Origin of the sequence: Microbacterium sp. A8/3-1 (assembly GCF_040267695.1) — a bacterium.
Classification (GTDB): Bacteria; Actinomycetota; Actinomycetes; order Actinomycetales; family Microbacteriaceae; genus Microbacterium; species Microbacterium luteolum.
This window is the reverse complement of sequence record NZ_CP158357.1, coordinates 57,975-71,081: the sequence shown is the minus strand read 5'-3', so window position 1 is coordinate 71,081 and position 13,107 is coordinate 57,975. Positions and strand designations below refer to the sequence as shown.

The 13,107-nt window shown below is 69.7% G+C and carries 9 protein-coding genes; 3 read left to right on the top strand and 6 right to left on the bottom strand.

Annotation, left to right across the window (positions count from 1 at the left end):
* Window positions 1-6 precede the first annotated feature (6 nt).
* Window positions 7-4,017 carry a hypothetical protein gene (locus ABS642_RS00275; RefSeq protein WP_350351809.1) on the bottom strand — a complete coding sequence of 1,337 codons (4,011 nt, stop codon included), beginning with the start codon at window positions 4,015-4,017 and terminating at the stop codon, window positions 7-9.
* A gap of 123 nt (window positions 4,018-4,140) precedes the next feature.
* On the opposite strand from ABS642_RS00275, the gene ABS642_RS00270 reads away from it, so the two are divergent.
* The 3 genes from ABS642_RS00270 to ABS642_RS00260 all read left to right on the top strand — a co-directional run bounded on the left by ABS642_RS00270 (window position 4,141) and on the right by ABS642_RS00260 (window position 7,431).
* Entirely contained in the window at window positions 4,141-5,106 is a 966-nt protein-coding gene (locus ABS642_RS00270; RefSeq protein WP_350351808.1) for an acetylxylan esterase, read from the top strand.
* Window positions 5,107-5,185: 79 nt separating this feature from the next.
* Window positions 5,186-5,914 (top strand): response regulator transcription factor, encoded by a 729-nt coding sequence (locus ABS642_RS00265; protein ID WP_136055585.1) that lies wholly within the window; start codon window positions 5,186-5,188, stop codon window positions 5,912-5,914.
* A 47-nt stretch (window positions 5,915-5,961) separates the two neighbouring features.
* On the top strand, window positions 5,962-7,431 hold the full coding sequence (locus tag ABS642_RS00260) for an ATP-binding protein (protein WP_344709919.1): 1,470 nt from the start codon (window positions 5,962-5,964) through the stop codon (window positions 7,429-7,431).
* A 143-nt stretch (window positions 7,432-7,574) separates the two neighbouring features.
* Here ABS642_RS00260 and ABS642_RS00255 read toward each other — a convergent pair whose 3' ends face one another.
* From ABS642_RS00255 to glmU, 5 genes are all read right to left on the bottom strand, one after another.
* Window positions 7,575-9,149 carry an FAD-dependent oxidoreductase gene (locus tag ABS642_RS00255; RefSeq protein ID WP_350351807.1) on the bottom strand — a complete coding sequence of 525 codons (1,575 nt, stop codon included), beginning with the start codon at window positions 9,147-9,149 and terminating at the stop codon, window positions 7,575-7,577.
* Between the two features lie 15 nt (window positions 9,150-9,164).
* Window positions 9,165-10,052: an FAD:protein FMN transferase gene (locus ABS642_RS00250; RefSeq protein ID WP_350351806.1), complete on the bottom strand. Its 888-nt coding sequence runs from the start codon at window positions 10,050-10,052 to the stop codon at window positions 9,165-9,167.
* 17 nt (window positions 10,053-10,069) lie between these two features.
* A complete protein-coding gene (locus tag ABS642_RS00245) occupies window positions 10,070-10,546 on the bottom strand; it encodes an FMN-binding protein (RefSeq protein ID WP_282216583.1) in 477 nt (158 codons plus the stop codon).
* Window positions 10,547-10,638: 92 nt separating this feature from the next.
* Window positions 10,639-11,673 carry a ribose-phosphate diphosphokinase gene (locus ABS642_RS00240; protein ID WP_282216582.1) on the bottom strand — a complete coding sequence of 345 codons (1,035 nt, stop codon included), beginning with the start codon at window positions 11,671-11,673 and terminating at the stop codon, window positions 10,639-10,641.
* Between the two features lie 6 nt (window positions 11,674-11,679).
* Window positions 11,680-13,107 (bottom strand): bifunctional UDP-N-acetylglucosamine diphosphorylase/glucosamine-1-phosphate N-acetyltransferase GlmU, encoded by a 1,428-nt coding sequence (glmU, locus tag ABS642_RS00235; RefSeq protein ID WP_350351805.1) that lies wholly within the window; start codon window positions 13,105-13,107, stop codon window positions 11,680-11,682.

Here is a 13,107-nt window from a genome sequence, read left to right as displayed (position 1 = left end):
TCCTCGTCAGTCCCCGACGCGGACGAACTGCGCCGCACTGACCCGATGGATGCTGGTGCTCCGGACTTCGAGCCGCACCACTCCCGTCGCGCCCGCGTCGTAGCGGAACGTGCCCAGGGAGCGCCAGGCCGCGGCGCCCTGCGTCTGATCCACGATGACCTCCGAGCTGGCGCCCTGATGCTCGACCACGTAGGCCGCCGACGTCGTGGTCGTCGGATTCGTGGGGTACCAGACCGAGACGCGATAGAGCCCCGCCTGCGGAAGGGCCACGTTCCAGGTGACCGTGCTGCCCACCGAGTCGGTGTCGCTGTACCGCGTCCTGGTGCCGTTCCACCCGGAGAGACCGCTCGGGTACCACGTGCCGGTCTCCAGGTAGCCGGGCCAGGGCGACTGGGTGTGCGCGATCACGCCTTCATCGGCCACGCGCACCAGCACGCCGCGGCGCAGGTTCTGATCGAGCCTCGCCTCGAAGCGGGTGGACGATCCCGGAGCGATGCCCGATCCGGCCGTGACGCTCCAGGTGTGCGTCAGATCGGACCGCGGCGGCACCGTGACGACCGCATCCCGCTGCCCGATGCTCCATCCCGAGGTCCCGTACAGCGAGAGCGTGCCCTGCATCGGAGTCACCCCGGTGTTGATGACGAGGGCGGTCAGCTGGACGACCGCGCCCGGCCCGCTGATGATCTCGGTGTCGGTCGACAGCGACACCGAGCGGCGGCGGTCGATGACCTCGATCGTCGCCGGACGGAGCGTCACGGGATCCTCGCCGGCGATCGACAGCGTCGCCGCGACCTTCACCTCGCCGAGGGGGGCGGCCGCGGCGATGACGGATGCCGACTCGATCCGCGCCGCGCTCTGCGCCGGGACCGTGATCGCGGGTACGGCGCCGTCGAGCTGCCAGCCGCTCGGCAGCGTCACGGCGACATCGCCGGTGATCGGGTCGTCGGTCGCGTTCCGCACCTCGATCGTGAGCGGCACCCGGTCGCCGGCGGTCCCGGTCGCCTGGGCGATCACGTCTCCCACCACCCCCGGGTTGGCCCCGGTGATGCGCGCCGGGAGCCGGAGCGTGACCTCCTCCGTCGTGGCACCGCCGGCGGTGATCGTGTAGCGGAAGGTGTCCTCGATGTCGTCGACGCCGATGGTCCACTCGTAGGGGAACTCCTTCGCCGGAGCCTGCTGCGCCGGCTCGCCGCCGATCCGGTAGGACAGGGTCGCCGTCTGCTCGGTGTCGATCTGCACGTAGGCGTCGTATCCTGCCCCGCCCGGACGCACCAGCAGCACACCTCTCGCGACGCCGTACTCGGTGGCGGGATCCGCGTCGACCTCATGGAAGCTGTCGGATCCATGATCGACGATGTCGTCGGACGGCAGTGCGGGTCTCTGCACGGCGAGGGTCCGCACCACGAGGGCGACGAGTCCGCGAGCGGGCACGGTGACGGCGATCTGCCCTCGACGGGCCGCGCGGTTCGAACGGCTCCCGTCCGCGGCGACGACCTCGACCGGGAGCGCCGCGGCGCGATGTGCACCGGTCAGATCGGTGACGAGATCGACGACGACCTGCTGCTCGGTCCCCGCCGAGTTGGTGAGACTGATGTAGAGCGAGTCGTTGCCGACCCCGGCGATCCAGTTGATCAGCGGGTTGTCGAGCGAGATCAGCCCCGCGGGGAAGTACGGCCAGACGCCGGCCTCGCCGAAGAACGTGCCGGGGGCGTGACCGTAGGCGAAGAACTTGAAGTAGGCGAAGTCCGCCTCGAACACGTGCGGGAAGTCGATGCTGCCCCCGCTCCGATAGAAGCTCTCGCTGATCAGGTAGTCCATCGCGAGACCGAGCTGGGCGGGCGCGTGATGGAAGTAGTACCCGGTGATCCCCACTGGACCGCTCGTGGCGAAGTCCGGCTTCATGTGCGCCACCTGGAACTGGCGGCCGTAGTAGCCGGGATACGTGGTGAATCGGCCGATCACCATGTTGTGCGCCACGTCGGCCAGCAGCGCGTCGCCGGTGTGATGCGCCAACCGCAGGAGTGCGCCGGCCCAGCAGGGATTGAACACGTAGCCGCCGCCGGGGTCCGTCAGCGCGCTGACCCCGAGCTTGAACGAGGAGAGCGCCTCGAACGTGAGACCGGAGGGCGAGACGTACCAGGCCGGCACGGTCTCCGTGGCGACGTCGGTGGCGGGATACGACGGCAGCGAGCTGCGCGTCTCCCAGTCGTACTGCTGGGTGATGACGTGCCCCTCGGGGACGGTGACCGTCTGATCGGGCACCGGACGGACCGCCGTCTGCGTGATGAACCGCTGCACCTCCCGATAGGCGCCGTCGAGGAACTCGGCCTCCCCTGTCGCCTCGAACATCTCGAGAAGATCGACCCAGTATCGGGAGAAGCTGTAGGCGAACCCGCCGGGCGGCTGGCCGTTGCCGCGATACGGCGTGAGGATCTGCTCCTGCACGTAGCGTCGGGCGATCAGGGTCGCCTCCGCCAGATAGGCGGGATCACCCGTCGCCCGGTACGTCGCCAGCGCATTCGAGAAGGGCGCACGACTCTGACCGACGACACCGGCCTTGGCGGCCTGCAGTGCGAGGCGCTGGATCCCCGCGTTGCGGCCGTGCGTGAGCTGATACAGAGACGTGAGGTTCACGGCATCCGTGGGGATCCTGCCGATCCGGTACTGCGTCTTGTCGTTGTAGACCGGGCTGCCGATGACGGGCGAGTGCCCGATGCCCTTCCGCGAGAGCTGGTACTCGATGAGCGGGCGCGCGCGGCGGTCGTAGAGCGTGCTGTCCGCGGTTCCGGTCAGGTAGTGGGCGGCGAGCACGACGCCGCTGGCGGCCGCGCGCACGGCATCCTCGTTCTCCACGTCGACGAACCCCTTGGCCCGGTTCCACCAGCCGGAGAAGGACGGGATGTAGTCGACCGAGTCGTCGCCGTCCGGCTCCACGGCGATCAGCGCCGCCATCGCGTGCACGGCATCCGTCAGCGAACGGTCGTAGACGTTCTGCCGGTAGGCGGCGAGGCCGTATTCACTCCGGCACAGGTGCGTGTACGTGGCGTAGAGCGTGTCGGCGCGGGCGGCGATCCCGAAGGCGAAGCCGCGCTGCTCCCCGACCGCCATGACCGTGCGGAGCCCGGGCTGCGGCGAGTACATGCAGGGCACGATGTCGAGGCTGTCGCTGCGCAGGCTCATCCCGTACGGCTGCCGATCCGACATGAGCTGGCGCTCGTGCACGAACTCGGCAACCTCGGCGGGCAGATACACCCCCGAGGTGACCGCGACGTCGCCGACGGCGTACTGCGTCAGGGCCATCGGGGCGAAGAGCTCCCATGCCCCGAGCGGGGCCGATCCGTCCAGCACCGAGAGCGCGTGCTGGTAGGAGCCGCACAGCACCTCGGCGAGGTCGTCGAGCGACTTCGCGTCCTGGCTCTGATATCCGACGATGTAGTCGCCGGCGGTCTTGGCCGTCAGCACGTGATGAGCCTCCGGATACTCGCCCTCGAGCCGCCAGCGCACGACGAGGTCGACATCGTCGGTGCTCGTGGACAGCTCGATCGCCTGGGGGCCGAGAACCTGGAAGGAGGTGAACCCGAGCCAGCTCGGAGCCAGCGGACCGTAGAGCTCCGGCGCACTCCCGGACGGCAGGGTCCCCTCGAAGACGACCCACTGCTCGTCGAAGCGGTGTTCGGGATCGGTGACTGGCAGCCACCCCCCGTCGTATCTCACCTCGAGGTCGCGGACGATCGTCGCTCCGCCGTCCCAGGTGGCCTGGAAGAACGTCATCCGGTGGTTCGCACCCTCCAGCTGCGCGACCTGGGCGAACGCGAGGTTCGGCTTGTCCAGTCGGCGCAGCGCGTCAGGATACGCGCCGCCGACCGTCGTGATCTCCGTGGCCGCCGCCGATGCGATTCCGGGATGCGCGCCGATCACCGGCGGGAGGACACCGGCGATCACGAGCATCCGCAGCACGGTTCGCCGGCTCCACAGCAGGGAATCGTCATCGGCTCCTGCATTAGATATTGAATCCATGATGCACATACTGCAATCCCTATGCGATCATGTCAATGACGACCCGGCCTGCCGTTGCAGCGGCCGGGTGCGTGCGACGGCGGTAACGTCGACAGCGCACACCCCCGGAAAGGACCACCCGCGGTGAACCACGACCACCCCGAGGAGCTGACGGAGTACGCCCTGAGCGCGCTCCTGACGCCCCTCGCTCCCCCCGTCGAACCGCCGGACTTCGATGAGTTCTGGCGGGCGACGTTCGACGACTTCGGATCGGGCGCGGTCTCCTGGGAGGTCGTCGACGAGGGCGAGCCCACCGAGACGCACCGGGTCCTGGAGATCCGCTTCCGATCGTCGGCCGACGAGCAGGCCGCCGCATACGTGATGGTGCCGCGCAGCGAGGAGCGGATCCGGCGCGGTCTCGTGGTCGGACACGGCTACGGAGGACGCACTGCCCCGGATGCCGACCGCGTGCCCGCGGACACGGCCGCGATCTTCCCCTGCGCTCCCGGTACGCACGCCGGAACCCCGAGCCGCTTTCCCGCTGACCCGTCCGCGCACGTGCTGGCGGGCATCGCGCAGCGAGACACCTACTCGCATCGGTTCGCCGCGGCCGACATCTGGCGCGCGGCGACCGTGCTGCTCGACATGGTTCCCGCGGCGGGTGCAGCCCTCGACTTCAGCGGCGGCAGCTTCGGCGGCGGGATCGGCGCGATGGCCCTCCCCTGGGATCAGCGCTTCCGCCGAGCGGTGCTCGACGTGCCGAGCTTCGGCAACCACGCCGTCCGTCTCACGCGGCGGTGCACGGGCAGCGGCGAGGCGGTGCGTCAGCACCTGCCGCAGCACCCCGAGGCGCGGCCTGTCCTCGACTACTACGACGCGGCGATCGCGGCACGGCGACTCCGGATCCCCGTGCACGTCAGCGCGGCGGTGCTCGACCCCGCGGTCGACCCGCGCGGCCAGTTCGCGGTCTATCACGCGCTCACCGGGCCGAAGCGCCTGAGCGTCAGGGCGAACGGCCACCTCGATGGACCGATCGGGGCGCAGTCGGATGCTCTCGCGCTGCAGGCCGGCATCGACTTCCTCGCGCTCCCCGACGCCCGTCTGGCATGAGCATGCCCGCCGGGCTCCTCTCAGGGAACGCATAGCGGACTCCATAGAAATCTCATAGGAGATTCCGCAGAATGGGATCATGACCAGCGACCTGCCCGACCTCCGCCGTCCGGACGGCTCCCCTCTCCGCATCCTCGCCGTCGACGACGAGCAGATGCTCACCGACCTGCTCGCGATGGCACTGCGCATGGAGGGGTGGGAGGTGCGCACCGCGTCGTCCGGCATGGAAGCCCTCCAGGTCGCGCGCGAGTTCGAACCCGATGCCCTCGTTCTCGACATCATGATGCCCGACCTCGACGGGATGGCCGTGCTCCGACGCCTCCGTGAGTCCGGAAGCCTGGTGCCGGTGCTCTTCCTCACCGCCAAGGATGCCGTGGGCGACCGGGTCGCCGGCCTGACCGCGGGTGGCGACGACTACGTCACCAAGCCGTTCAGCCTGGAGGAGGTCATCGCGCGCCTGCGGGCGATCATCCGCCGCACCGGTCACGCGACCGCGGACGACGGACAGTCGATCCTGCGCGTCGCCGACCTCACGCTCAACGAGGACAGCCACGAGGTGGCCCGCGACGGCGTCGAGATCGACCTGACGGCCACCGAGTTCGAGCTGCTCCGCTACCTCATGCGCAACGAGCGGCGCGTGCTGTCGAAGGCGCAGATCCTCGATCGCGTGTGGAGCTACGACTTCGGGGGCAAGTCCTCCGTCGTCGAGCTGTACATCTCGTACCTGCGCAAGAAGATCGACGCCGGGCGCACGCCCCTGTTGCACACCGTCCGCGGCGTGGGCTACATGATCAAGGCCCCGCAGTGAGCGGTGCGACGATGACGCCGCGTCCGATGAGCCTCCAGACACGGCTGATGACCGCCGTGATCGGGTTCGTGTCGCTGATCCTCGTCATCGTCGCCATCATCACCAGCGCGACCCTGGGAAGAACGCTGGAGGATCAGCTCGACCAGAAGCTGTACGGCAATGCCCGGGCGCTCGCGTCGCTCGTCGCGCAGTTCCCGCCGAATCTCGCCACCGTCGAGAACGTCCTCGAGAGACCTGTCTCCCAGGTGCCGCCAGGGCTCCTCTTCGCCGTCTCGAACCAGGTCACCGGCACGAGCGGCGTCATCTTCTCGAGTGTCGAGGGGGATCTCAGCGGCGACACGGAGAGCCTCACGGACGCGCAGCTGTCGCAGGTCGCCAAGGCACTCGACGGCAATCACGTCGCGAACGTCACGATCGACGGCATCGGCTCTTATCGGGTGGCCATCACGTCGACGGCCGACAATGTCGCCGTCGTGGCCGGGCTCCCCCGGGACGACATCCAGAATCAGCTCGCGACGCTGCTCACCGTGATCGCCCTGGCCACTCTCGGCGGCCTCATCCTGCTGGCCCTGACCACCGCGATCACGATCCGGGTCAGTCTGCGCCCGCTCCGCGCTGTCGCATCCACGGCGACCCGGGTGGCGAACCAGCAGCTGGACCGCGGCGAGGTCATCATCACCGAGCGCGTCCCGGCATCCGAGGCCGATCCGCGCACCGAGACGGGTCTCGTCGGCGCCGCCCTCAACAAGCTCCTCGACCACGTGAACACGTCGCTCGCCGCGCGGCAGAAGAACGAGGAGCAGATGCGGCGCTTCGTCGCCGACGCCAGCCACGAGCTGCGCACACCTCTCGCCTCGATCCGCGGTTACTCGGAACTGTCCCTGCGCGCCTTGCGCCAGGGCGGCGGAGCCGGTTCGCTCGACGCCGTCGAGAGCACGACGTCGTCGTTGGAGCGCATCCAGGCGCAATCGCTGAGGATGACGCGGCTGGTCGAGGACCTGCTGCTGCTCGCCCGACTCGACGAGGGACGCGAACTCGTCTACGGCACGGTGGATCTGACGCAGCTCGCTCTCGAAGGGCTCTCGGATGCTCGTCCGACCGCCGTCGACCACCACTGGGTCATCGACGTACCCGACGAGCCCGTCACGATCGTCGGCGACGCCGGGCGGATGCACCAGGTCGTGGCGAATCTGCTGGCGAATGCGCGGACGCACACGCCGGCCGGCACCACGATCACCCTGAGCGTCGGCCAGGAGGGTCAGGATGCCGTCCTGCGCGTCCACGACGACGGACCCGGCATCGATCCCGCCCTCCGGGATGAGCTGTTCGCCCGCTTCGCCCGTGGCGACACGTCCCGGGCACGGCAGACGGGCGGCACCGGTCTCGGCCTCGCGATCGTGAAGGCGATCGTCGACGGCCATGGCGGCACCATCACTGCGGCCAGCGAACCCGGCGACACGACCTTCACGGTGCGCCTCCCGATCACCCCGGCAGCGGCCACCGAGTCCGAGGACTGATTCGTCACCCGGGAGGCCGGCACACCTGTCGGGAGTTTTCACGGATGCCGGGGCGAAACGCGTGATTTCGCCCCGGCATCCGTCCGATCTCCCGACATCTGTACCAGCCCAGGCGCCTCGACGAGGCATCCGGACCAACGCGCTCAGTACCCGGCGAACGCGTCGGTCGTGAGGTTCCGGGCCTTCTGCAGCGCGGGCGCGAGATCGGCGATCAGCCGGGGCGGGCCGGAGATGAACGCGTGTCGCGTCCCGATGTCCTCGACGACCCGCTCGAGCGTGTCGGCGTCGAGCCTGGCACCCTGTGCCCACGTCCAGTGCGCGGGCAGGTCGGAGGGCTCGTCCCGCGTGAAGACCACGGTGCGCACGCCGGTCGCCGCGAGCTCGTCGCGGAACGCGAGCTCGCCGGACTCGGATGCCACGTACACCAGCACGACGTCGCGATGCTGCCCCGTCGCCTGCAGCTGGCGCAGCTGGGAGACGAACGGCGTGACGCCGATGCCGGCGGCCACCATGAGGATCGGGGCGTCGCCTCGAGGGAGGATGAAGTCCCCCCACGTGCCGGTGACGGCCAGCGTCGTGCCCGGCGCGGCCTCGGCGAGCGCGCGCTTGTAGCTGGACGGATGCTTCTGATCGCCGTTCTTGTAGGCGATGCGCAGCGTCGGCAGGTCCGCCGGCGCCGACACGATGCTGAACTCCCGTCGGGTTCCGCGGGCGTCCGGCCGGTGATGCGGCACATCGAGCTCGAGATACTGGCCGGGGAGGAACTTCACCTTCCCCTTGGCGCGGAACGTCAGCTCCTGGGCTGTCGGCGTGACGAACTCGCGACGCTCGAGCACCAGCCGCACGGACCCGCGCAGCGCGAAGGCGAAGGCCACCAGGTTCCCGATCAGCAGCGCGCGCTCCTGGCCGAGGGTGAAGAGCCCGGCGACCGAGAGGGGCCAGCCCGCGAGCAGTCCGACCACCGCAGCGACCACGAACTGCTGACGACGGCGCGGAGGGAGAGTCAGCGGCTCCGAGACCATGAACGCTCCGAGGAACAGGAACGGGGACTGCAGCACCGCGAACTGGAGCGCCGTCACGAAGTCGAAGGCGATGTCGAACTGCTGCGCCTGCACGGCCTGCCGCAGGATCGACACGGCGACCGCGACGACGAGGAAGACCAGCACGACCCGCACCTTCTCGGTGCGCCAGAGCACGGCGAGGCCCAGCACCGCGACCGGGATCGCCATCGACGGCGTGCCGATCCACCAGGACGACGACGTGCCGAGCCACTCGAACGCGCCGAAGGCGCCCAGGATCGAGACGACGGCCGCACCGAACGCGGCGGGATTGAGGATGTGTCGCCCGCGCCACGCGATCAGGTACTTCGACAGGCTGGCCAGCGCACCGGCGAGCGCCAGCCCGACCAGCGACGCCGGCTCCAGGCCGGGCCGGAGCACGAACAGGAGGATCAGCGCCGTGACCAGCGACGACTCGATACGCCAGGGCAGGCGGAGGATGCGCTGCGCGGCGGCATCCACCACGGAGATCACGACCGCGAGCACCAGGAACGAGGCCACCAGCTCCAGCGGCGTCGGCGAGACGATCACGCCGAGCAACGACAGCACGAGCGCGATGGCGGCGAGCGCCGCGAGCGCGAAGAGCACGAGGCGATACATCGACAGCGAGCCGAGGACGGCGAGTACCCGTTGACGTGCGGCGGCGAGAGACGTGATCACGTGTTCCACTCTTCCCTAGTTCTGAACGGCGGGACGCACGGCGTGCCCGCTCCCGGCGACGAAGACCTCGGCCGGGCACCCGGGCGATCGCTCGACCCGGCCGTCGGTCGTCATCCGCACCCATTCGACACCCCACCGCTCCGCGAGCGCCGGGCCGCCGTCGAAGAAGAGCGCGGTCGCCACGGCATCCGCTCTCATCGCGTCCGGCGCGAGCGCCCAGGTCGCCGCCCACGTGCGCACCGGGATGCCGGTACGCGCGTCGAGCACGTGATGCAGGCCGTCACCCCAGGCGCGTCTGTTGACGGCGGAAGCGCACAGCGCCTGGTCGCGCAGCTCGACGACGCCGATGGCCTTGGCGGGGTCGTACGGATGCTCGAGCCCCACGCTAACGGCCGCGCCGCGCACGCGCATGTCTCCCCCGGCGTCGACCACGAGGTCGCCCGGCGTCTCCGCGAGCACGTCCATGACCAGGTCGACCAGCCGCCCCTTGCCGAGCGCGCCGATGTCGAGGAGCGAGGGAACGGATGCCGTCGCGGCGGCGTCCGTCCAGGACAGGCGCTCCTCCCAGGCGGCGGGCGCCCGCACCGGCTCACCCGCGACGAGCGTGTAGTCCGCGTCGTAACCGAGGGCGGCGAGGCTGTCCGCCACCAGCGGGTTCACCGCCCCGTCCGTCGCGGTGGTGAGGTCTCGGTACGCATCGAGCATCACCCCGGCGTCGGTCGAGACGAGCGTGCCGCCCGCGCGACCGAGCCGGGTGACGTCGGAGTCGGCGCGGAAACGCGACCACTCGCGATCGAAGCGCCCGATCTCATCGGTGACGGCCGCGCGATCGCTCTCGTCCAGTTCGGCCGCCGTCTCGATCTCCCAGCGGGTGCCGATCGCGTCGAATCGCCAGGTCGCCATGACGAGGCCGCAGGCGCCTAGGCGGCCGCCTGCTCCTTGATCGACTCGACGGCGTCGTTGAAGCCACCGCTGGTGAGCGAGGATCCTGCGACGCGGCTGACGTTCAGCTCGTCGATCGACTTGCCCTCGACGACATCGGCGATGCCGGCGATGAACTGGCCCTGGTACTCCTCGGTCTCGGGAGCCTGCGGATCGCCGGTCACCTCGACGTCGGTCACGACGCCGTCGGCGAGGGTCAGCGTCACCGAGATCTTCTCGACCGTCTCGGGCGTCTGGTACGAGCCGTCGGCGGTGTAGGTGCCATCGGTGTAGGCGCCTGCGGTGTCGCCGCCGCTCGGCGCTTCGGTGGAAGCACTGTCGGTGCCGGTGTCGGCGCCGTTGGTCGGTTCTTTCGCTTCAGGAGTGCTGGAGCAGCCGGCGAGGACGAGGAGTCCTGCGACGCCGATGAGGGCGGCTCCCTTGTGGACAGAGGTCGGTACGGTCGTGCGGATCATGCTGGTCCTCCCGGCTCGGTGTCTCGCGACTGTATGCCGCTGAATCGACCGTAGGCACTCCGGCTATGCGCGGGCTGTGCCATTCCCCTGCATTACGCGTCGCCGCCGAACATGCTCGTGACCGAGCCGTCCTCGAAGACCTCGTGCACCGCGCGGGCGAGCAGCGGGGCGATCGGCAGGATCGTGAGCCGGTCCCAGCGCCGCGATTCGGTGAGCGGGATCGTGTCGGTGACGACGACCTCGTCGATCGACGGGTCCTGCAGTCGCTCGTTGGCCGGGTCGCTGAAGATCGCGTGCGTGGCCGCGACGATCACGCGATGCGCGCCGGCCGCCTTCAGCGCCTGAGCGGCCTTGACGATCGTGCCGCCGGTGTCGATCATGTCGTCGACCAGCAGACAGGTGCGTCCTTCGACGGTTCCGACGATCTCGTGCACGGAGACCTGGTTGGCCACCTTCGGGTCGCGGCGCTTGTGGATGATGGCCAGCGGAGCGCCGAGGCTGTCGGACCAGGTGTCGGCGACGCGCACGCGGCCCATGTCGGGCGAGACGACGGTGAGGATCTCGCGATCCTCGGGGCTGAGGGTGCGCTGGAAGTGATCGAGCAGCACCGGCTTCGCGAACAGGTGGTCGACGGGTCCGTCGAAGAAGCCCTGGATCTGCGCGGCGTGCAGGTCGACGCTCATCACGCGGTCGGCGCCGGCCGTCTTGAGCAGATCGGCGACGAGTCGGGCGCTGATCGGCTCGCGACCACGGCCCTTCTTGTCCTGACGCGAATACGGATAGTACGGCGCGACGACCGTGATGCGCTTGGCCGATGCGCGCTTGGCGGCGTCGATCATGATGAGCGTCTCCATGAGCCACTCGTTGACCGGTTCGCCGAACGTCTGGAAGAGGAAGAGGTCGCAGCCGCGGATCGACACCTCGAAGCGGGCGTAGATCTCACCCGAGGCGAACGTGCGGTGCTCGGTCGGCGCGATCTCGGTGCCGAGCGCCTCCGCGACGGCCGCGGTCAGCGCGGGATGGGAACGCCCCCCGGCGATGACCAGGCGCTTCTTGGTCTTGGCGACGAGGCCGGGGGCCACGCCGTTGTCGCGATCCAGATCGACGATCTTCTTCTTGCGCGCCATGTCCGCCTATTCCGCCGAATTCTCCCGGGATGCAGCATCCGCCGCACCCGTGCCTGCTCTGTTCTTCTCGACCCACCCCTCGACGTTGCGCTGAGGGGCGACGCTCATGGCCAGCGCACCGGCGGGGACATCCTTGCGGACGACGGCGCCTGCGGCGGTCTTCGCACCTGCTCCCAGCCTAACGGGCGCGACGAGCACCGTGTGAGACCCGGTGTGCACCTCGTCGCCGATCTCGGTGCGGTGCTTGTTCACGTCGTCGTAGTTGGCGGTGATCGTGCTCGCGCCGAGGTTGACGCCGCGTCCGATCGTCGCGTCGCCGACGTAGGAGAGGTGCGGCACCTTGCTGCCTTCGCCGATCTCGGCGTTCTTGGTCTCGACGTAGGCGCCGATCTTGCCCTTCGCGCCGAGGACCGTGCCGGGGCGGAGGAACGAGAACGGTCCGACCGTGGCTTCGGCTCCGATCACGGCGAGCGTCGCGTCGGTGCGGCGGACGATCGCGTTCTCCCCCACCTCGCAGTCGACGAGCGTCGTGTCGGGGCCGATGATGGCGCCCGGCGCGATGACGGTGGCACGCAGGATGTGGGTGTTCGGGAGGATCGTGACGTCGGGCGACAGGTTCGCGTCGTCGTCGATCCAGGTGGTCGCCGGATCGATCACGGTGACGCCTTCGCGCTGCCAGCGGCGGACGATGCGGTCGTTGAGCACGCGGCCGGCTTCGGCGAGCTGGATGCGGTCGTTGATGCCGAAGGTCGAGGCCGTGTCGACGGCGATCTCGGCTGCGACGCGCTGGTCGGCGGCGCGGAGCAGCTCGATCACGGTGGTGAGGTACATCTCGCCCTGGGCGTTGTCCTGGCCGACCTGCGCGAGGTAGGTGCGCAGCTCGGGCGCCCGGAAGACGTAGACGCCGGCATTGATCTCGGTCACGGCTGCTTCGTCGGCAGTGGCATCCTTCTGCTCGACGATGCGCTGCACGGTGCCCTCGTCGTCGCGGATGACGCGACCGTAGCCGGTGGGATCGTCGAGGCGCGCGCTGAGCAGGGTGGCCGCAGCAGCGGCGGCACGGTGCCCGTCGATGAGCCCGCGCAGGGTCTCGACCTCGAGCAGCGGGACGTCGCCGGAGAGCACGAGGACGTCTCCGTCGAAGTCGCCGGGCAGGGCGTCGATCGCGACCTGCACAGCGCGTCCGGTGCCGGGAACGTCGTCCTGGTCGATGAACACGGCGTCCGGGTAGTCGGCGGTGAGCGCCGCGACGACCTGGTCGCGCTCGTGGCGCACGACGACCTCGATGTGCTGCGCCTCCAGCCGTGCCGCGGTGGTCAGGACGTGCCCGACCAGCGGGCGTCCGCCGATGGGGTGCAGCACCTTGGGGAGGCGCGACTTCATGCGCGTGCCCTGGCCTGCGGCGAGGATGATGATCGCGAGGTTACCTGTCAT

Coding starts and splice junctions, on each gene's coding strand:
- ABS642_RS00275 (WP_350351809.1), bottom strand. CDS start 4,017: ATGGATTCAATATCTAATGCAGGAGCCGATGACGATTCCCTGCTGTGG.
- ABS642_RS00265 (WP_136055585.1), top strand. CDS start 5,186: ATGACCAGCGACCTGCCCGACCTCCGCCGTCCGGACGGCTCCCCTCTC.
- ABS642_RS00260 (WP_344709919.1), top strand. CDS start 5,962: ATGACCGCCGTGATCGGGTTCGTGTCGCTGATCCTCGTCATCGTCGCC.
- ABS642_RS00250 (WP_350351806.1), bottom strand. CDS start 10,052: ATGGCGACCTGGCGATTCGACGCGATCGGCACCCGCTGGGAGATCGAG.
- ABS642_RS00245 (WP_282216583.1), bottom strand. CDS start 10,546: ATGATCCGCACGACCGTACCGACCTCTGTCCACAAGGGAGCCGCCCTC.
- ABS642_RS00240 (WP_282216582.1), bottom strand. CDS start 11,673: ATGGCGCGCAAGAAGAAGATCGTCGATCTGGATCGCGACAACGGCGTG.
- glmU (WP_350351805.1), bottom strand. CDS start 13,107: ATGACAGGTAACCTCGCGATCATCATCCTCGCCGCAGGCCAGGGCACG.